Source organism: Allomuricauda sp. NFXS6 (genome assembly GCF_040148835.1).
GTDB lineage: Bacteria > Bacteroidota > Bacteroidia > Flavobacteriales > Flavobacteriaceae > Flagellimonas.
In genome coordinates, this window is sequence record NZ_JAGEMG010000016.1 from 25,812 (window position 1) to 46,342 (window position 20,531).

The 20,531-nt window shown below is 41.0% G+C and carries 21 protein-coding genes; 7 read left to right on the plus strand and 14 right to left on the minus strand.

Annotation, left to right across the window (positions count from 1 at the left end; all coding sequences use genetic code 11):
* Window positions 1-4: 4 nt before the first annotated feature.
* Entirely contained in the window at window positions 5-382 is a 378-nt protein-coding gene (gene rsfS / locus J4E06_RS17460; RefSeq protein WP_014033436.1) for a ribosome silencing factor, read from the minus strand.
* A gap of 82 nt (window positions 383-464) precedes the next feature.
* Between rsfS and J4E06_RS17465 the strand changes: the two genes are divergently transcribed.
* The gene (locus tag J4E06_RS17465; protein ID WP_349525288.1) at window positions 465-1,208 is read left to right on the plus strand and encodes a biotin--[acetyl-CoA-carboxylase] ligase; all 744 of its coding nucleotides are present in this window, start codon (window positions 465-467) and stop codon (window positions 1,206-1,208) included.
* A gap of 266 nt (window positions 1,209-1,474) precedes the next feature.
* On the opposite strand, the gene J4E06_RS17470 is transcribed toward J4E06_RS17465, so the two are convergent.
* Together J4E06_RS17470 and pyrE are read right to left on the minus strand one after the other, a co-directional pair.
* Complete coding sequence (locus J4E06_RS17470) at window positions 1,475-1,867, minus strand: SRPBCC family protein (protein ID WP_349525289.1); 393 nt, start codon at window positions 1,865-1,867, stop codon at window positions 1,475-1,477.
* Between the two features lie 9 nt (window positions 1,868-1,876).
* Window positions 1,877-2,515, minus strand: coding sequence for an orotate phosphoribosyltransferase (gene pyrE / locus J4E06_RS17475; RefSeq protein WP_349525290.1), 639 nt, complete (start codon window positions 2,513-2,515; stop codon window positions 1,877-1,879).
* Window positions 2,516-2,522: 7 nt separating this feature from the next.
* Here pyrE and J4E06_RS17480 point away from each other — a divergent pair, with 7 nt between their 5' ends.
* On the plus strand, window positions 2,523-3,122 hold the full coding sequence (locus J4E06_RS17480) for an NUDIX hydrolase (protein ID WP_349525291.1): 600 nt from the start codon (window positions 2,523-2,525) through the stop codon (window positions 3,120-3,122).
* On the opposite strand, the gene J4E06_RS17485 is transcribed toward J4E06_RS17480, so the two are convergent.
* From J4E06_RS17485 to J4E06_RS17505, 5 genes are all read right to left on the minus strand, one after another.
* Entirely contained in the window at window positions 3,115-4,887 is a 1,773-nt protein-coding gene (locus J4E06_RS17485; RefSeq protein ID WP_349525292.1) for a M14 family metallopeptidase, read from the minus strand. The genes J4E06_RS17480 and J4E06_RS17485 overlap by 8 nt on opposite strands.
* A 70-nt stretch (window positions 4,888-4,957) precedes the next feature.
* Window positions 4,958-5,371, minus strand: coding sequence for a response regulator (locus J4E06_RS17490; protein WP_349525293.1), 414 nt, complete (start codon window positions 5,369-5,371; stop codon window positions 4,958-4,960).
* Window positions 5,358-7,184 (minus strand): PAS domain-containing protein, encoded by a 1,827-nt coding sequence (locus tag J4E06_RS17495; protein ID WP_349525294.1) that lies wholly within the window; start codon window positions 7,182-7,184, stop codon window positions 5,358-5,360. Before J4E06_RS17495 ends, J4E06_RS17490 begins: the two co-directional genes overlap by 14 nt.
* A 184-nt stretch (window positions 7,185-7,368) precedes the next feature.
* Window positions 7,369-7,824, minus strand: coding sequence for a pantetheine-phosphate adenylyltransferase (gene coaD / locus J4E06_RS17500; protein WP_349525295.1), 456 nt, complete (start codon window positions 7,822-7,824; stop codon window positions 7,369-7,371).
* A 34-nt stretch (window positions 7,825-7,858) separates the two neighbouring features.
* Entirely contained in the window at window positions 7,859-8,833 is a 975-nt protein-coding gene (locus J4E06_RS17505) for a D-alanine--D-alanine ligase (RefSeq protein ID WP_349525296.1), read from the minus strand.
* A gap of 79 nt (window positions 8,834-8,912) precedes the next feature.
* On the opposite strand from J4E06_RS17505, the gene J4E06_RS17510 reads away from it, so the two are divergent.
* From J4E06_RS17510 to J4E06_RS17530, 5 genes are all read left to right on the plus strand, one after another.
* Window positions 8,913-9,500, plus strand: a complete 588-nt coding sequence (locus tag J4E06_RS17510; RefSeq protein ID WP_349525297.1) for a PASTA domain-containing protein — start codon at window positions 8,913-8,915, stop codon at window positions 9,498-9,500.
* Between the two features lie 2 nt (window positions 9,501-9,502).
* A complete protein-coding gene (locus J4E06_RS17515; RefSeq protein WP_349525329.1) occupies window positions 9,503-10,534 on the plus strand; it encodes an RluA family pseudouridine synthase in 1,032 nt (343 codons plus the stop codon).
* 88 nt (window positions 10,535-10,622) lie between these two features.
* The gene (yaaA, locus tag J4E06_RS17520) at window positions 10,623-11,384 is read left to right on the plus strand and encodes a peroxide stress protein YaaA (protein WP_349525298.1); all 762 of its coding nucleotides are present in this window, start codon (window positions 10,623-10,625) and stop codon (window positions 11,382-11,384) included.
* A gap of 173 nt (window positions 11,385-11,557) precedes the next feature.
* The gene (locus J4E06_RS17525) at window positions 11,558-14,104 is read left to right on the plus strand and encodes a phosphoenolpyruvate carboxylase (protein WP_293168658.1); all 2,547 of its coding nucleotides are present in this window, start codon (window positions 11,558-11,560) and stop codon (window positions 14,102-14,104) included.
* A 140-nt stretch (window positions 14,105-14,244) separates the two neighbouring features.
* Entirely contained in the window at window positions 14,245-14,943 is a 699-nt protein-coding gene (locus J4E06_RS17530) for a uracil-DNA glycosylase family protein (protein WP_349525299.1), read from the plus strand.
* Here J4E06_RS17530 and J4E06_RS17535 read toward each other — a convergent pair.
* From J4E06_RS17535 to J4E06_RS17560, 6 genes are all read right to left on the minus strand, one after another.
* Window positions 14,940-16,436 carry a M20/M25/M40 family metallo-hydrolase gene (locus J4E06_RS17535; protein WP_349525300.1) on the minus strand — a complete coding sequence of 499 codons (1,497 nt, stop codon included), beginning with the start codon at window positions 16,434-16,436 and terminating at the stop codon, window positions 14,940-14,942. The two genes, J4E06_RS17530 and J4E06_RS17535, sit on opposite strands and share 4 nt — an antisense overlap.
* A gap of 34 nt (window positions 16,437-16,470) precedes the next feature.
* Complete coding sequence (gene trpA, locus J4E06_RS17540; RefSeq protein ID WP_349525301.1) at window positions 16,471-17,232, minus strand: tryptophan synthase subunit alpha; 762 nt, start codon at window positions 17,230-17,232, stop codon at window positions 16,471-16,473.
* A gap of 65 nt (window positions 17,233-17,297) precedes the next feature.
* On the minus strand, window positions 17,298-18,482 hold the full coding sequence (gene trpB / locus J4E06_RS17545) for a tryptophan synthase subunit beta (protein ID WP_349525302.1): 1,185 nt from the start codon (window positions 18,480-18,482) through the stop codon (window positions 17,298-17,300).
* A gap of 12 nt (window positions 18,483-18,494) precedes the next feature.
* A complete protein-coding gene (locus J4E06_RS17550) occupies window positions 18,495-19,196 on the minus strand; it encodes a phosphoribosylanthranilate isomerase (protein ID WP_349525303.1) in 702 nt (233 codons plus the stop codon).
* Between the two features lie 105 nt (window positions 19,197-19,301).
* Window positions 19,302-20,087: an indole-3-glycerol phosphate synthase TrpC gene (trpC, locus tag J4E06_RS17555; protein ID WP_349525304.1), complete on the minus strand. Its 786-nt coding sequence runs from the start codon at window positions 20,085-20,087 to the stop codon at window positions 19,302-19,304.
* Between the two features lie 53 nt (window positions 20,088-20,140).
* Window positions 20,141-20,503, minus strand: coding sequence for a four helix bundle protein (locus tag J4E06_RS17560; RefSeq protein ID WP_349525305.1), 363 nt, complete (start codon window positions 20,501-20,503; stop codon window positions 20,141-20,143).
* Window positions 20,504-20,531 lie beyond the last annotated feature (28 nt).

Consider the following 20,531-nt stretch of genomic DNA (forward strand, 5'->3'; position numbering starts at 1 on the left):
TTTCTTAAGAATTGTAACTGCTTTCCACCATAGTAACTTTGGCATCTCCCCAAAGTCCTTCAATGTCATAAAATTCCCTAATGTGTTTTTGAAATACATGTACCACAACGTTAACATAGTCCATCAGCACCCATTCTGCGTTCTCAGAGCCTTCGACATGCCATGGCTTGTCGTGTATGGCTTTGCTTACTTTTTTCTGGACGGATGAAACGATTGCGTTTACATGTGTGTTGGAAGTACCGTTACAGATGATAAAGTAGTCGCAAACTGTATTTTCGATTTCCCTAAGGTCCAGTAGATTTATATCAACTCCTTTAACGTCTTCTATTCCCTCTAGGATTAAGGCAATCAATTCATCTGCGCTAGCTTTCGTTTTCTGCATTCAAAAATTTTAGTTTTTACAAAGTTATGTTTTTTTTGTTTTCTTAGCCCTAGTTTTTAACAAATCATAAAGGCTTATCACCTTGGGCAAACAATTTCAAATACTCAAACTTGATGCCACGGACTCTACAAATTTATATTTAAAGAATCTGTTGCGCTCGGAAAATCCATCGGATTACACCGTTGTTGTTGCAAAAAATCAGCGTAAGGGAAGAGGTCAGATGGGCACTTTTTGGCAATCGGAAGGAGATAAAAATCTAACGTTCAGTGTGTTGAATAAGTTTGACGGCTTGCTTGTGCAGCATCAATTTGTGTTGAACATTACGGTTTCTTTGGCGGTTTGCGATGCATTGAACGAATTTTCCGTACCCAATATCAAGGTTAAATGGCCAAACGACATTATGTCAGGTTCCATGAAAATTTGTGGTATTTTGATTGAAAATGTATTGAAGGGCGACAAGGTAGCGCATTCAATTATCGGAATTGGACTAAATGTGAACCAAACGGATTTTATGGAATTGGCCAAGGCTTCCTCCTTGAAACTAATCACAGGCCGGGATTTTGATCTGGATGAGCTTCTTCACAAAATTTTGGAACGTATCAGCTTTTATATGGACGGGGTCGAGGCGAAAACAGTCAATCAATTGGCACCAGCTTATGGGAAAATGCTTTTTCGGAAAGATAGACCTTCAACTTTTAGCGATCACCAAGGGAAGATGTTCATGGGATACATCCGTAGCATATCTCCATCGGGAAAATTGGTGCTCGAATTGGAGGGTAGGGTATTTAAAGAATTTGATTTGAAAGAGGTAAGCCTGCTTTACTAATCTATAGCGCGGGTGGAATTTGGTGCTTGTTATTTGATATTTTACTGCCTACTGGGTCATTGGTTGCTCGATGCCCGAAGTCGGAAGTGGTTTCTGGTTTCTTTGCTCTTGAAACTTGGCACTCGGAACTTTTTGTGAAGATTCGCGGAATTTGTGTCAAAAACAGGGAATAGGAACATAAAAATCAGCACAAAGATACACCCTTAAGGTCCCTCACAAGGGGACAGTTGCTCTTGCTGGTCATCAACCAAACTTTCTGGTCTCAATTATATTTTATCCAGATTATTGGACAAAGTTCCCATAAAATTGGTAATCGGGGCCTTGATCATCATGGCCATCATGGCATTGAACTCTCCTTCAAAATTTAATGCTACCTCGCTTTCATTTTCTCCTAAAGATTCAATGTCCGCAGTTAATGTAAAAGGCAGTTTATCGCTGGCAGCGCCCAAAATGACTTTGTCATAAGGGTTTTGTTCTTTTAATCTAAGTACGATTTCTGGCATACCCTTCAATGCGAATTTGAATGTGTTTTCGTCCAATACTTCAAATTTGTCAATATTGTCGGGCATTAGGGTTTCAAAGTTTTTGATGTCCGTCAAGAACTCAAATACTTCTTTGTCGCTTTTCGCTACTTTCTTTTTTGAGGCTTCAATATGCATGGTAAAATATTATTTCCATTCTTGTGGATTGGATTTCCACTCCAATAATGTTTGTAGTTGTGTTTCTTGAATATAGTTGGTGTCGGAGGCTTGCTCTATGAGGTTTTCGTAATCGGAGAGGGTATGGAGTTCCACGCCTTCCTTTTCAAAATTTTCTATGGATACCGGAAAACCATAGGTAAAAATGGCAATCATCCCCTTAATATCTGCCTTTTGTTCCTTGAGCGCTTTTACGGCATTAAGGCTACTGTTGCCGGTGCTGATCAAATCTTCGATAACAACTACACTTTGTCCGGGTTCAAAATAACCCTCAATCTGGTTTTGTCTACCGTGTTCCTTAGGTTTTGGTCTTACGTAAACAAAAGGAAGGCCAAGTGCCTCGGCGACCAAAATACCGACTCCGATGGCCCCTGTGGCCACTCCTGCGATTACATCGGGCTTTCCGTAAAGCTGTTCCACTTGCTTTGCAATTTCTTCCCTGACAAAATTCCTTACCTTGGGGTAAGAGAGCATGATCCTATTATCGCAATAAATAGGAGATTTCCAACCTGAAGCCCATGTAAAAGGATTTTCAGGTTCCAACTTAATTGCATTAATTTGTAATAACAGCTCGGCTGTTTTTTTTGCGATTCCCTTATCTAAAACCATTGCGCAAATGTATGAAGTTTTTGTTAATGAGGCTCCACTGATTTTAACAAACGAGCGCCCCCAAGATTCCAATGGTAATTTATTTTCGTTGGACGGTGATTCCATTGTTGAGGCTATTCGACTTTTGTCCAAAAAGAAGTTGAAAAAAGCCTATCTCTACCATCCTGATGACAAGAAAATACTCAAACTTTTTATGCTCAAAATACCGGTGGTTGTTGCCGGTGGTGGTTTTGTGATCAATAAAAAAGGTAAGGTCCTGTTTATTTTCCGAAATGGCAAGTGGGACTTGCCCAAGGGGAAAGTGGATAAAGGGGAATCCATAGAAAGTGCTGCCGTTAGGGAAGTAGAGGAAGAAACGGGAGTGAAAAACCTGGAGATCGAAAGGTTTCTACATACCACATTTCACATCTTTAAAAGAAACGGAGAGTACCGATTGAAACAGACGCATTGGTTTATCATGTCCACCGATTACACGGGTAAATTGGTCCCGGAAAAATCCGAGGGTATTAAAAAAGTGAAATGGAAAGGCGCCAGAAAGACCAAAAAGGCTTTAAAAAATTCTTACCATAACATTAAGGTGCTGTTTGAGGATTGGCCTTTTAATTAGGAAGCAATCCTGATGCATCGCTGTTTTTTGCCACTCTGTAAATAGGGTAGGAGAGGTAGGCTTCTTCAAAATGTTCGGAACGTTCAAAAATCCAATTTAATTGCGCGTACCAATTGTTGGCAAAATTTAAATCACCTTCTTTTTTTGTATTAAACTCCTGCAACAACAAAGAATCCTTTTGCAACATTTCCAACGCGACATCTTCAAAAACATAGGGTGAAAATCCTTCTTTTCGCTGCAATACGGTATCAAAAAAGTTCCAGTTGAAGAATGAATCGGCTCCTTGTGGTTCCAAGGTCTCCAAAATATATCTGATACCGGGTTGGCGTGTCGGTATCAATAGGTCCCCTTCCCTAAACTGCACTGTCTTGGTACTTTTTCCCACTCGGGTGTTGTAATGCAAATAGTGACCTTCGTAGGGTGCGTTTCGGGTATCGTAATCCACGATGTGGTATGCCTCTATTGTAAGCGTGGTGTCCTTTTTTAAAGGGGAATATTGAATTTTATTGGCATCCAACCGTTCTATTACTTGTTTCCAACTTTTCTTTACAATATAGGCGTCAGGAACGTGAACGGTGTCAGCGGGATAAAAATAATCTTGATAGATGGTCTCTTTGGTAAACGGTTTGTCCCTGTTGTATTTTAATCTGGGAAGTCCGGTTACCTCACTGGTCAATTGTTCGGCTTCGTACCCCTTAAAATTAAGTTTGGAACTTTGTGTGGTATCCACCTGCCAGTTGAAGTAATATTCGGAAAGGTTCATGTTGCTTTCCAAGGTCTCCTTGCGAAGCGATTTTATGTTCTCGTGTTCTGCCTCGACCACCTCAATCAAGCTTTGCATCAGAGCATATGTTCCTTCGACCCGTTGTTTGTATGGTTTTAACATATGTGTCTCCACCATTAGGCCCAAAGTACTCCAAAGGGTTGTGTAGCCCGTGGAATATCTGGGGTGGTCCATAAATTGGCTGAAACCCATTTCTGGCGGAACATTAAAAACATTGACGTAAGGCGTGATGTCCCATTCTTTTTCGGCCAAGGAATTTTCAAGATTAGGCATCAGGCTATCGTGCAGGTATTCTCCCATTTTACCGCCCAATTTATTATGTTGGGTAAAAAGATGGGTCAGAGTATATTGGTAATCCGCCCCATTGCTCACATGGTTATCGATAAAAACATCAGGTTTTACCCTGTGGAATATTTGAGCAAAGGTCTTGGAGTTTTGGGTATCCATTTTGATAAAATCCCGATTGAGGTCGTAATTACGGGCATTTCCTCTAAAACCATATTCGGCAGGTCCATTTTGGTTGGTCCTTGTGGTGGAATTCCGGTTTAGGGACCCACCTACGTTATAAATGGGGATGGTGACCAATACCGTGTTCTTTGGCATTTCCAATCGACCTGTGGCCAAGTCCCTGTAGAGCATCATGGTGGCGTCAATGCCATCGCTTTCCCCAGGGTGTATACCATTGTTGATCAAAATAATGGATTTTTCCTTGCGTATGTTTTCATAATTAAAATCCCCATCAGGATTAAAGGTCACTGTATGCAGCGGATAGCCACTGTCCGTACTGCCAGTGGTATGAATGTTTATCTCGGGAAATTCGCGGGCAAGCGCAATATAATAATCAATAGTCTGTTGATAGGTCGCGGTTTCTTTTCCATCCGATGATTCAAAATGAGTTGGATACGAGGATTTCTCATCCTGCGTTTCAGATTCGCAGGAAGTCAAAAGAAAAAGGGCCGTTAAAAAAAATATATACTTCAAAATATTACGGGAACTTTGGTTCGCACAAAAACCTGTGCTTGGCAGCCCCAAAAATACAGAATATAATAATTTAAGAAGCTATGTCCATAAAACCAAGATCGTTGGCTTCAATTTTAAAAATGGGCTTGTTCTTAAAGCTGAGTAGATGCGGGCACCGCTCCTTAACGCAGTTCCATTTTTCGTAATCCAGCGGGTCTATGGAAGAAGTAATCATGTTGATGATGATCTGTTCCTTTACATCTAGTGCGATCAATTCATCCAAAAAATCCCAACCGTCCATAATGGGCATGTTGATATCCAAGAAAATTACTTCGGGAATAGCTTTCCCATTTGCCTGTCTATATTTTATGGCCTCGAAGGCTTCATAGCCATTTTGAAAAATTTGTAGATCATTGCAACTAACTACGGATTTCAACATTTTTTTGATACCAAATACGGTAATGGGGTCATCGTCCACAATAAAAATACAACTAACTTTCTTCATTAAAATACATATTAAATGTAGTGCCTTTGTCAATTACGCTCTGCACTGTTATACTTCCGCCCATAGCTTCAATTTGGTTCTTTATCAAGTAAAGACCAAAGCCTTTGGCATCTTTTCTGTTGTGGAATGTTTTGTACATTCCAAAAATTTTGTCACCGTATCTGTCCAAATCTATTCCCAACCCATTATCGGAAATACTTAACAATACACCCTCGTTGGATTTTACGGCATTTATTGTAATCAAAGGTAATCTGTCGGGACTTTTGTATTTGACCGCATTGGAAATTAGGTTTAAAATAATACTGTCCAAATAGGCCGGGGCACAGTTCACCTCAATAGTATCTGCTACGTTGTTGACGATTTGGGCATCATTCTTCTCCAGAACAGCGGAAAGGTCTTGCAATACCCTAACAATATTGTTCTTTAGGTTAAGCGGTTTTTTGGTTTCAGACTCCTTGGTATTGATGTCAACCACTTGGTTAAGGTTTTCCAAGGTTTCCAATTGGTTGTCCGAGGCCTGCCTAAGCATTTTTATGATGCGTTCCCGTTCGTTCTGGTCTTTCTCTGAATTCAAAAAACCTAAAAGCATGGAAAAATTGGCAGAATGGGATCGTAAATTGTGTGAAACGATATGTGCAAAACTGATAAGCTTTTGGTTTTGACTAGAGGTTATTTTAATCAAGTTGCAGAGTTCCCTTTGTTTGTTTTTCATGGCCGATATGTCCAAACTCATACCAATCAGGCCACTAACCTTGCCGTCCAAATCAAAATATGGGATTTTGGAGGTCAAAAAATGTGTGGTCTTGCCATTAAGGGTTATGGAGGTCTCTTTGCCTATTATGGGAGTAAGGTGCTTCATGACTTGCAAATCCTCTTCTCTGGAAACTTTGGCCATTTCCTCATCGTATAGGTCGAAGTCGCTTTTACCTATAATCTGATCCTCACTTTTGTTGAGATAATTGCACTCCCCTTTATTTACCAACACTTTTTTGGATTCCAAATCTTTTACATAAACATTCAAGGGAAGACTGTCGACCAAGGTTGTGAGCAGTTGTTGGTTCTCCTTTATTTTGGTCTCGGCCATTTCCTGGTCGTGAATGTCTTTTATGGTTCCAAAGATCTTTACGGCTTTCCCATTGCATATGATTGGTCTTCCTGTTATTCTAACCCATCGTTCGTCACCATTAAAGGTCACGATGATTATTTTAACATCATAGGGTTGATGGTTTGCTATTGCTTTGTGGAAAACCATCGCAACTTTATTTCGGCTATGTCCGTTCTTGTAAAACTCAATCGCCTCTATTGCGGTAGGTTCGTAAAAATGGGGAACTTGGTGTATTCTTTTGGTTTCTTTACACCAAGTAAGTTTTTCCGTTTCAACTTCATATTCCCACCAACCGGTTTTGGAGGCTTCGGCTTTGGTGTCGAGAATGTTTTTTAACCAACTTAGCTCATGCTCCTTTTCGATTTGAGTGGTAATATCATCGGTTTGGATGATGGTTCCGATTACGTTTTCTTTTTCATCGAACCAAGGGGCAAAATAACTTTTTAAATGGCGGGTATCATTGTTGTGGGTTACCTTATGTTGTAAATTGAAAGATTTATTTTCTTCGAGCTTTTGTTGAAGATTCCCAGCCTCTGGGAGCAAGTTGAAGATTTTTATGCTTTGCTTCTTGTTTATATGAGGTAAACAGAAAATTTCCAACCAAGAACAGGAAGCATCCAAAAGAACGCCTTCCTTGTCGAGAAGGGCCGTTGCCTTGGGCAATTGTTTCAATAAATAAAATTGGTCTACTCTCTCAATTGCTTTCAAATCTTGGGGGATCTTTAAAAACGTTCTACCTCTAAGAAATTTCTGACCAAAGTAAGATTATTCAATATATTAAAGGATTTATTGTTGTGAAAACACGTGTTAATGTGGTATTTGGTCGATTAAGCTACATTTGGCGCAAAATGTAAATGAAAGAAATTACTTACACTTTAATTTTCCGAAGATTTTATTTTACCACAACGGTCTCCGGTACCAAACCGGTATAGTCACCGCCATTTCTAATTACATCCCGGACAATGGAAGAACTAATGTAAGATTTACCAGAGGATGTCAATAGAAAAACAGTTTCAATTTCTGAAAGTTTTCTGTTGGTATGGGCAATGGCTTTTTCAAACTCGAAATCCGCTGGATTGCGCAATCCCCTCAAAATAAAAGTGGCCTCAATTTTTTTGCAGAAGTCAACCGTCATTCCTTGGTAAGTAGTCACCTTGATTTTCGGTTCGTCTTTAAACGCTTCCTCAATAAATTTAACGCGTTCTTCCAACGAAAACATATATGTTTTGTCCGCATTGATTCCGATGGCAATCACCAACTCATCAAAAAGGGTGACCCCTCTTTTAATAATATCGTAATGTCCTAAAGTGAGTGGATCAAAGGAACCGGGGAACAATGCGCGTCTCATGTTGTGGAATAAAAGTTTTTTAAAAATACGGTTTCTATCGCAAAGCTTCAACTATCGCACTATCAAAAAGTGCCTCTAGGGAAATTCCTGCCGTTCTGGCCTGTTGCGGCAGAAGGCTTTCCTCGGTAAGCCCCGGGGTAGTATTGATCTCTAGTAGATGGGGTTCATCCCCAATGAAAATAAATTCACTTCGTGTATAGCCTTTCAAACCTAGGGTTTTGTAAATAAACTCAGCCAATTGCCTTACATTGGATTCTTGCTTTTCAGAAATCCTGGCTGGGGTAACCTCTTCTGATTTACCCATGTATTTGGCCTCAAAGTCAAAAAAATCGTTTTCCGATATAATCTCGGTCGCTGGGAGCACAGTTACTTCATTTTGATAGGTGATCACACCCACAGAAACTTCAGTGCCGTCCAAAAAGGACTCGATAATAATTTGCGTGTCTTCCTTAAAAGCACTTTCAATGGCGCTGCCCAAATCTTCTTTTTTGTGTACCTTGGAAACGCCGTAGCTACTGCCAGCTCTATTTGCTTTTACAAAACACGGAAGGCCAACTTTGTTGATAATCGCATCTTCTTCAACTTTTTGTCCCTTGTTTAAATAATAAGAAGTTGCGCAAGGAATCCCATAAGGTTTTAAGGTGCTCAATAAGTCCCGTTTATTAAAGGTGAGCGCAGCTTCGTAATGGTTACAGGAGGTTTGTGGAATGCCCAATAACTCAAAGTAGGCCTGCATCAGTCCATCTTCTCCGGGGGTTCCGTGGATGGCATTGAAAACACAGTCAAATTGTACCTGGTCACCATCAATGGTAAGGCTAAAGTCGGATTTTTCCAAGGGATGCTCATTCCCGGTTTCATCCAAATAAACCCAGCGGTCCTTGGTAATTATAATTCGGTACGGATTGTATTTGCCCCTGTCCAGATACTTGTGAACCACATTTCCGCTTTTTATGGAAATATGGTACTCGCTGGAATAGCCCCCCATTATTATGGCAATGTTCTTTTTCATTGACTTGTAAAATATCGTAAAGCCAAAATAAAGAAAAAAGGGTTGGCTTTCCTATCTTTGTTCCGATAAGGTGAACTACATGAAAAATTTTTTCAACTTTTTAAAAAGCAAGACTTTTTTAATTCAGCTTGGTTTGGCTGCTGCTGCAGTTTTGATTTTGGTGTTTCTTTCCCTGCAATGGCTCAAGAGTACGACCAACCATGGTGAATTTGTAGAAGTACCCGATTTTTCCAAAATGTCGGTAATGGAGATGCGCGAAGCAGTGGAGGAAGCAGGCTTGAGATACCAAGTGTTGGACTCTTCAGACTTTAATCCGGACTATCCACGATTTTCTATATTGGACCAAAATCCGCCAGCAGGCAACAAAGTCAAATCCAACCGTAAAATTTATTTTACGGTAAACCCATCAGGATACAAAAAGGTAAGCGTACCGGATATTATTCAGGTAACCCAACGGAATGCCACTTCTATGTTGAGGGCCGTAGGATTGGATGTGGAACGCGTTACCTATATTGATGAGTTGGGCAAGGATATGGTCTACAATATGAAATATAAAGGGAAATACTTGAGTCCCGGTGACCGATTGCCCAAAACTTCCAAAGTGGAGCTGATATGCGGCAACGGTACCATTCCCGGTAGCGCTAGGGTTCAGGCTGACTCTAACTAATGATGGATACTCCCGATAATCAGGACGAACTTTCACAGGATGACCTCTATGAGCATCACGGTTTTGTGGCATCCAAGGGCCAGGATCCATTGCGCGTGGACAAATTCCTGATGAACTTTATCGAGAACGCTACGCGGAACAAAATTCAGCAAGCCGCCAAAAAAGGCCATATTTGGGTGAACGGTTCCATTGTTAAACAAAATTACAAAGTAAAGGCAGGGGATGAGGTAAAAGTGATGTTCGAGCATCCACCTTACGAATTTTTGTTGACCCCCGAGAACATTCCCCTGGATATTGTTTATGAAGATGATGTGCTTTTGGTGGTGAACAAACCTGCAGGTATGGTCGTGCATCCCGGTCATGGAAATTATTCAGGCACTTTGATCAATGCCTTGGTCTATCATTTTGAAAACTTGCCCAACAATAGTTCGGACAGGCCTGGACTGGTGCACCGAATTGATAAAGACACTTCGGGCTTATTGGTGATTGCCAAAACAGAATCTGCAATGACCCATTTGGCCAAACAATTTTTTGACAAGACCAGTGAGCGCGAATACGTAGCCTTGGTTTGGGGCAATGTGGAAGAAGACGAAGGGACCGTGGAAGGGCATATTGCCCGAAACCCTAAAAATCGTCTGCAAATGATGGTGTTTCCTGAAGGTGACGAGGGCAAAGAAGCAGTAACCCATTACAAGGTGTTGGAACGTTTTGGCTATGTTACCTTGGTTTCCTGTAAACTGGAAACGGGCAGAACGCATCAAATTAGGGTACACATGAAATTTATTGGCCATACGCTGTTCAACGACGAACGTTATGGGGGCGACAAAATTTTAAAGGGTACCACATTTACCAAGTACAAACAATTCGTGGATAATACTTTTAAGGTATTGCCCAGACAAGCATTGCACGCCAAAACCCTTGGTTTTGAACACCCCGTAACGGGCGAGTTTATGCGTTTTGATTCCGAACTGCCCGAGGATATGGTGAATGGAATAGAAAAGTGGCGGGGCTACTCTAGGCATCACGAATCATAGTTTTCTTCAATCTTAAGATTGAAAACACCATTGGAATACCCTTCCAAATAAGTAAAATCATCGTTATTTTTACAAAAATTAGAACAAGATGAAAATTGTGATATCTCCAGCAAAGTCATTGGATTACGATACGACTTTGCCTACATCGAAATATAGCGAACCCCAATTTTTGGAGCAAGCGGAAAAACTGAATTCCGTACTAAAAAAGAAAAAGCCCAAAGCTTTATCTGAATTGATGTCCATTTCCGATAAGCTGGCCGATTTAAATTGGGAGCGTAACCAAAAGTTTGAACTTCCCTTTACCATGGACAATGCGAGGCCTGCCGTTTATGCATTCAATGGTGATGTGTACCAAGGTTTGGATGCCTATACTATCCCCGAAGATAAGTTGGACCGCTTGCAGGATACCTTGCGAATTTTGTCAGGCCTTTACGGGGTGCTGAAACCCTTGGATTTGATGCAGCCCTACCGATTGGAAATGGGAACACAATTGAAAGTGGGTCGTAAAAAGAACTTGTACGAATTTTGGCAGGACCAAATCACAGAATCCTTGAACAAAGAACTTAAGGATGATGAATTGTTCGTGAACTTGGCGAGCAACGAATACTTCAGCGCGGTGGACGATAAAAACCTGAAGGTTCCGGTAATCGCACCGGTCTTTAAAGATTGGAAAAACGACAAGTTGAAAGTCATCAGTTTCTACGCCAAAAAAGCGCGTGGTTCCATGGTTCGTTACATCTTGGATTCAGATGCGGAAACTTTGGATGACATCAAGAATTTTGACTACGATGGTTATCTCTATAGCGAAGAGCACACGGTGAATAAAAACGAACCAGTGTTCATCCGATAAAAAACTTTGGTAAAATCCAGAGTAATCTTTAAGTTATAGACGACAAGGTATGTTGTTACGCTAGGTGTGCGCATACCTTAAATTGTGATACGCTTAAATTTAACCCAGAGGTTACACATTATTCACGACCTTTGAGTGTTTGTCTATTTTTAACACTAACATAAAACATATTTATGCAGCAGACTAAACGGTTAGAAGAGTTTAAAAAATCGGTAACCAATAAGTTCAATATCTATAACAGCCTTTTTCTTAGCTTGCCCTACAAGAATGTGGAAAATGTGGGGATTCTCATCCCACTTTTGCTCGATCAATGCGAGAAAGGACTAAAGGCAGGCAAGGAGCCGCAGGAGATTTTGGAGGTCTTCTTTTCCAACTTTGTGGATATTCAGGACGAACGGGAGCGATTGGATTTTATGTTCAGAATAGTGCAATATGTGGAGCGCCAAGTGGTACTTTACGATAGTGTGGAAGATTCCGCGTTCCCAAAATTGCAAGAGTACAGTAGTTCGTTGACCATAAAGGATTATTTTGAATTGGTAAACCGCACCAAAAATTGGGACAAGGTTTCCAAAAAGCTTTCCACCTTTAGTGCACGCATTGTTTTAACGGCCCACCCTACACAGTTCTATACACCTGCCGTTTTGGATATCATCGCAGAACTACGTTCGTTGATTGATGAAGATAGAATCCATGATATTGATGTAACCTTGCAACAATTGGGATTGACCTCTTTGATCAATGCAAAAAAACCTACGCCCTTGGATGAGGCGAAAAACATCATCTACATTCTTCGAAACACCTATTATGATGCCGTTGGAGAGCTTTATCAATATGTAAAAAGTAATATCAAGGACGAAAAGTTCGAGAACTACAACTTGATGAAGCTTGGATTTTGGCCTGGAGGTGACCGAGATGGAAACCCATTTGTAACTGCCGACATCACCAAACAAGTGGCCGACGAACTCAGGCTTACCTTGATGAAATGCTACTACAACGAATTGAAGGACCTTCGCAAAAAATTGACTTTTAAAGGAATGCAGGGACACCTCAATGAGTTGAGCGGTAAAATGTACCAGGCCATGTTTAATCCTGATGCACCTATTTCCTACGAGGGAATTATTGAACATTTAGGTGCCGTTAGAGAAGAGTTGATCGAACATTATCACGGCTTATATTTGGATGAGTTGGATCAGTTTATAGATAAGGTCCACATCTTTAAAACACATTTTGCAACCTTGGATATCCGTCAAGATCACAGCAAACATAAATTGGTGGTGGAAACCGTGCTGAAAAAGCAAGGGGCCATCAAAACAAGTTTGGATGAGCTCAAGGAAAAGGAGTTGGTGGATTTGTTGCTCAAGAAGGACTTTAAGCTCAATCCAAAAGATTTTGACGATGACATTGTAAAAGATACCATTGTGAACATTCAAAATTTAAAAGCAATCCAAGACAAAAACGGTGAAGATGGATGCAACCGGTACATCATCAGTAATTCCGAAGATATTTTTTCCGTGTTGTTCGTGTTTGGATTGTTCAGATGGTGCGGTTGGGACGAGAAAGAAATCACTTTTGATATTGTTCCATTGTTCGAGACTATGAATGGTATGGATGCTTCCGAGGAAGTGATGCAAACCTTGTTCGATATTCCACAATATAGACAGCACCTGGAACGAAGAAGAGATATCCATACAATCATGCTCGGCTTTTCCGATGGTACCAAAGATGGAGGGTATTTAAAAGCCAACTGGTCCATTTTAAAGACCAAGGAAACCTTGAGCAAAGTCTGTAAGAAAAACGGAATCAGTGCCATTTTCTTTGATGGTAGGGGAGGACCACCGGCAAGGGGTGGAGGTAAGACCCACAGGTTCTACGCCGCCCAGACCAAGGATGTGGCCAATCATGAGATTCAGCTTACCATTCAAGGGCAGACCATTACCAGTACCTACGGGACTAAGGAGCAGTTTATTCACAATTCCGAACAAATGCTCACCGCTGGCTTGAGCAATAATCTTTTTGGCAAGGAGCATACCATTTCTGCTGCGCAACGTAAATTGATTGAAGAACTTTCCGAACTAAGTTTTGAAAAGTATGATGCGTTGAAGCAGCACGAGAAATTCATTCCTTATTTGGAAAACAGGAGTACCCTAAAATATTACACCAAGGCCAATATTGGTAGTAGACCGGGTAAACGTGGCAACAAAAAACAGTTAACGCTTTCCGACCTTCGAGCCATTTCGTTTGTAGGTTCTTGGAGCCAGTTAAAACAGAATGTTCCTGGTTACTTTGGTTTGGGTTCTGCCATTATGCAGTTAAAGGAAGAGGGGCGATTGAACGAGGTGAAAAAACTCTACAAAGAAGTTCCATTCTTTAAGGCATTAATGCTGAACAGTATGATGTCCTTGGCCAAATCCAACTTTGATTTGACCAGTTATATGAAGGATGACCCTGAGTTTGGTGATTTCTGGAACATTTTGCACGATGAATTCCAGTTGTCCAAAAAGATGTTATTGCAGATTTCTGGACTTAAGATTTTGATGGAGGATGAAGCCGTTTCGAGGGAATCAGTAAAAATCAGGGAAAAAATTGTATTGCCATTGTTGGTGATTCAGCAAAATGCCTTGTACCACATCACCCAAAATTCCAAGTATAAAGAACTATACGAAAAGATAGTGACCCGTTCACTCTACGGAAACATTAATGCGAGTAGGAACTCCGCTTAATCTCGGATTAATACTGCCGTCACTCTGAGCTTGTCTCAGGGTCTCACAAACTTTTATATTCAATCAGTGTAATGCTTATAATTTAGTATTACGCTGATTATTTATAGGTGCTCAGATAAGAAAACTTAAAACTTGAAGCTTTGAGTTCAAAACTCTTTAAGCATACCCATCCATACGAACCTTTTTTGTTGCCCGAGGCCACTAAATTGATTGTGGGTACTTTGCCGCCACCTCGTTTTACCACGGGAGAACTAAAGCCACAAGACGTGGATTTCTGTTATGGCAGTTGCAATGGACAATTGTGGCCCATTTTGGATAAAATCTTTGACTTGGGATTAAAGTACGAAACCACAAATAAAGCTGTTGAGCAACGCAAGCGTTTTCTGATTGAAAATAAAATTGGGGTCTGCGATATTGTGGAGAGTGCCGAACGTGAAAAAATAGATGCTTCCGATTTGGGGATGCAGAACGTAGTGCTCCGGGATTTGGTGGGGTACTTACAGAAATACCCGAACATTAGGACACTTTTGTTCACCGGAGGAAATAGTAAAAACGGACCAGAATATTTCTTTCGTAAACAGTTAAAAGAGTATGATCTGAAACTAAAGGTCATTTCCAACGAAGTACCTCGAATACATCATTTGGAGTTGCCTCTTGATTCAAGCTCTATGTCAGTTCGAGCGCAGTCGAGAACGGTTAAAACCGTCTCATTAACCGCCCCTTCAGGCGCCGCTAACCGTGCTGTTGGGAGTTTACAAGTCTATAAAGATTTAAAAAACAAAAACCCTGATTTCAATACTCTTGACTTCAGGGTAATGCAGTACCGGGAGTTTTTTTAATTCATTTCCGAGGAAAGAATTCCATAAAACGCTTTAATCCCATAGGCCAACTGACCTATTTTTATATTTTCGTTAGGGCTATGTTGGTTGTTATCAGGATTGACCACCGGTACAATAAAGGCAGGAATCTTTAATTCGTTGATAAAAGGGGAAATAGGAACGGTTCCGCCCATGGTACGTATCTGAATCACCTCTTCTCCAAAGCTCATGTTTAACGTGTTTACGATAAACTTGCCATAAGGATTGTCCAATTCGGTTCGGAAAGCATCGGTAACGCTACCTTCTTCCACGGTAACAATTTTATCAAACTGCATACGCTCCTCTTTGGAAGGTATATGGTCCAATACTTTGTATCCCTGTTTAGTGATATGGTCCTTTACTAAGTTTTTAAGACGATCTCCATCACTTTCTACTACCAACCTCAAATCCAGTTCCGCAGTTGCACTTTCGGGAACAATGGTCCGTGCTTTCTCACCGACCCATCCCGAACCCAAACCACGAATGTTCAAGGATGGGTATTGTAAAGCCTCTTGATAATAACCACCCACTTTTTCGGCAGTTTTAAACTGAAGCTTTTCAGCAATCGCCTTGTCGCTATCAGGAACACTTTTTAGTATGGAATCGGTTTTTTCATTGATGGAAATGCCGTCGTAATACCCTGGAATGATCACTCTACCTTCGGTATCTTTCATTCCTGCCAGCAATTGTGCCAGTTGAAATCCTGGGTTTGGAGCATAATTGCCGTAATGTCCGCTATGTTGCGGTTTAATGGGGCCGTAGGTGGTAAGTGTCAAGGTGGTGATGCCACGACAACCATAAACGACAGTTGGTTTTTCCGAAGCATGAACAGGTCCGTCCACTATCATCAAAAAATCGGATTCCAACAGTTCTCGATATTGTTTTACAGCGGCGGGCAAAGGCTTACTGCTCTTTTCCTCTTCGCCATCCAAAATCACCTTCACATTGAAAGGGATTTCCTTGCCATCTTTCTTCAACAAATCCATAGCATTCAAGAGCATCACAATAGGTGATTTATCATCAGAAGTGGACCTTCCGAACAAACGCCAATCATAGTTGATGTCATCCCCCAGTGCATCAAAGGAAACGGTTTCAAAACCATTTTCATTGGGCTTTTTTAAAACCACTTGATAGGGGTTGGGCTGATTCCATTGGGTTGGGTCAACGGATTGCCCATCAAAATGCATATAAATAAGCACCGTAGGTTTTTCTCCGCTCACCGGGGTAGCTGCAAAAAACAAAGGAAGCCCTTCGGTATCCAAAACGGCAGTGTTAAACCCCCTTTCTCCGAACTTTCGTTTTAGCCACATAATGTTTCGGTCAATATCAGCGGCATCCAGCGCATCGTTGGGAATGGCTATAAATTCACGAATCTCGTTGATGGCATGTGCGACCTGTGATTTTACGGCAACATCATCCTGCGCCGAAAGAGAAATACACAGGATAAGTGATAAGAGGGATAGTGTTTTTTTCATGTAACAAATCAATATTGATTTTTAAAACTGAAATTTAGCGAATTTGCTCCACAAAGTCACCAATACCTTCCACTCCATTTGCTGTTAAATGTTTGATGAAGGCGGAACCAATGATAGCGCCTTTGGCTTGTTTGGTTGCTTGCTTAAATGTTTCGGCATTGCTGATGCCAAATCCAACAATTTGAGGATTTTTCAACTGCATGTTGGTAATGCGGTCAAAATAATCTGACTGTTCCGCTCCAAAACCTTGTTTGGCCCCCGTTGTGCTCGCCGAACTCACCATATAAATAAACCCTTCGGAAGCATCGTCAATGGCTTGGATGCGTTCATCACTGGTTTGTGGGGTGATCAAAAAGACGTTGATCAATCCGTGTTTTTTGAAAATGGCTTCGTATTCTTTGGTATAAACATCCAACGGCAGGTCGGGTAGAATGAGTCCGTCAATACCAACTTGTTCACATTTGGCGCAAAATTCTTCCACTCCATATTGAAGTACAGGGTTAAAATAGCCCATCAAAATAAGAGGAATGGAAACTGATTTGCGGATATCTTTCAATTGCTCAAAGAGCAAGGCCGTGTTCATCCCATTTTTAAGGGCCGCCGTGGAACTCTCCTGAATCGTGGGGCCATCGGCCAAAGGATCACTGAAAGGGAGTCCTATTTCGATGAGGTCCACCCCGTTTTTTTCCAAATCTTCGATGATTTTTACCGTATCGTCCAAATTGGGGTATCCTGCTGAAAAGTATATGGAAAGGATTTTTTTGTCCTCCTGTAATTTTTGTTTGATTCTGTTCATAAATCAAGATTTGAGATGTGAGACATGAGAATTGAGACTGAGGTCTTATCTCTGATATCTGGCATCTATAATTTAAAATAATCAATATAGTTCTGTAAATCTTTGTCACCGCGTCCCGATAGGTTGACCACCACCACATCATCCAGGTTGAATTTCCTTTCCTCAAAAATGGCAAGGGCGTGGGAGGTCTCAATGGCAGGGATAATGCCTTCCAATTTAGACAGTTCCAACCCGGCTTGCATCGCATCGTCATCCGTTATGGAAATAAACTCCCCTCGACCTGAAGCATATAAATGCGCATGCATGGGGCCAACACCAGGGTAATCCAGTCCTGCTGATATGGAGTAGGGTTCGGTAATTTGTCCATCCTGTGTCTGCATCAACATGGTCTTGCTACCGTGAATGATGCCCACTTTTCCTAAAGCAGAGGTGGCTGCACTTTCCCCGGAGTGAATGCCTTTTCCCGCAGCTTCCACTGCAATGATGCCCACTTCGGGAACATCCAAATAATGATAGTATGCTCCTGCAGCATTACTTCCGCCGCCCACACAGGCCACAACGTAATCTGGGTTTTCACGGCCTTCTTTTTCTTGAAGCTGATTTTTGATTTCCTCCGAGATTACGGATTGAAAACGGGCCACCATATCCGGGTAGGGGTGGGGGCCAACAACAGAACCAATAATGTAATGTGTGTCCACTGGATTGTTGATCCAGTCTCGAATTGCCTCGTTTGTGGCATCTTTCAATGTTTTACTGCCCGATTTGGCCGGTCTTACCTCTGCACCCAGCATTTTCATGCGAGCTACGTTTGGGGCTTGGCGTGCAATGTCAATTTCGCCCATGTACACGATGCACTCAATTCCCATTAACGCACAAACGGTTGCTGTGGCCACTCCGTGCTGACCTGCACCTGTTTCTGCAATGATTCGGTTCTTGCCCAATTTTTTGGCCATCAAAATCTGTCCGATGGTATTATTGACCTTATGAGCACCGGTATGGCACAAATCTTCCCGTTTGAGATAGATTTTTGTATTATATTTTTCTGATAAACGGTTCGCGAAATAAAGGGGCGTAGGTCTACCAACGTAATCCTTCAGCAATTGATGGAACTCTTCTTTGAACGAAGGTTCTTCCATAATACTGAGATAGTTTTGCCTTAGCTCTTCGCAATTGGGATACAGCATTTCCGGGATAAATGCCCCGCCGAACTCACCATAATACCCGCGTTCATCTGCATGATAGCTCTTCATAGATTTCTTTTTTTAGTTGTGACCGCTCTCTAGCGATTCGATGAATATTTTTAAGTCTTCAATATTTTTTAATCCAGGTGCTGTTTCAAATTTACTGTTCACATCTATGGCAAAACAGTTTTTGGAAGCGGGACTGTTTAAAAATTCTTTTAATTTCTCTTCGGAGTCCAATCCAATGCCGCCACTTAAAAAGTAGGGCTTGTTGGATGGATACTTTTTCAAAACATCCCAATCAAAAGTATAGCCGTTGCCACCTGGCAATTTTCCTTTCGTGTCAAAAAGAAAATAATCACAGACTTCTTCATAATCTTTCAGGACATCAAAATCAAAATCATCTTTGATGGAGAATACTTTGATGATGTCAAGCTTTGTCAGGTCGAGCGTAGTCGAGACCTCTTTTTGGTTAAAATTTCCCTGATTTCTCGACTGCGCTCGAAATGACAGAAAGCCTTCCTTTAATGCTTTGCAATACTCAGCACTTTCCTTTCCGTGGAGTTGAACCGCGTTTAATTGATATTGCTCGACTTTTTCCAAAACTTCTTCCAAAGGTGCATCCACAAAAACACCCACTTTTTTGATAGAACTGGACAATTTGGGCATATCTCCCAAAAAATATCTGGAAGAAGGCTCCCAAAAAATAAACCCTAGATAATCCGGTTGCAATTGGGCAACTTCGGTAGGGTTATGGTTCATACCGCAGATTTTTAGTTTCATAGTTTGTTTTTTGTCAAGTCGAGTGTTTTGAAAATTGTTTCAAAACGTATCAAGACCACTTATTTCTCGATATAATTTTCCTTCGGTAAATCACTCGAAATGACGTTATGCGATTATCTTATTAATAAACTCTTTTGCACTTTTACCGGGTTCGTCCGTCTTCATAAAATTTTCCCCGATCAAAAACCCTTGATAGTCAAACTCCTTTAATTCGCGAATGGCTTCCACGGAACTAATGCCGCTTTCGGATACCTTCACAAAATCATCGGGTATTTTTTTGGATAGCGACTTGCTGATTTCCAAATCTACTTTAAAGGATTTAAGGTTTCGATTGTTCACCCCTAGCATATCCAAACTGGGCATTAGGGATTTTTCGAGTTCTTCTTCATTATGAACCTCCAACAATACATCCAATCCAAGTCCTTTGGCCAATTCGGACAAAGTTTTGATTTCTTCTTTGGATAAAATGGCGGCAATCAATAAAATGACATCGGCACCGTAAGCCTTGGCTTCCACAATTTGATATTCATCTATGATGAATTCCTTTCGCAAAATAGGAATGTTGGTGGATGCCCTTGCAAGTACCAAATCGTCCAACGAGCCTCCAAAATATTTGCCATCGGTGAGGACGGACATACCGCATGCACCAGCATCGGTATACCCTTTGGCCACATCTTGTATGCCCAAACTTTGATTGATCACGGATTTGGATGGCGAACGTCGCTTGTGCTCCGCGATAATGCCAGAGTTGCTTTTACGCAATACTTCCGCTAAAGAAACGGAGGTGCGCTCCATCATCACGGAAGCTTCCAGTTGAGACTGGGTGATGAGCGATTTTTTTAAATCGACTTCTTTGCGTTTATCGGCTACTATTTTGTCTAGTATGTTCATATTTAATTTGAAAGCCCGAAGTCGGTAGTCCGAAGTCGGTAGTTTTTTTATAATTATTTGATGTTTTTTCTAAAAGCGACCAGCATGTTCATTAAATTGAAAGCTTCATTATAAAGCTCATCAAATGTTTCGCTTGGAATATAATTTCTTCTATTCGCTTTGTGTAAGCAGGTAACAACTTCGCTTAAAGACCTAATTGCATAACCAATGAATTTTTTAAATTCAGGATTTGTCTGTCCGGTAGAGCCTTCTGAAATGTTTAATGCTATTGAATCCACGGCTCGTCTTATTTGTGAGCTGAGATTGTAGGCCTCGTTTTTTGGGAAGTGTTTCGTTATGTTATTTATGGCTTCTCCAAAATCCATGGCCCTTTGCCAGACAATTATCTTTTCAAACTTGAATTTTGACGTTATCATCACTGTTGATTTATTTATAGTCTCATTA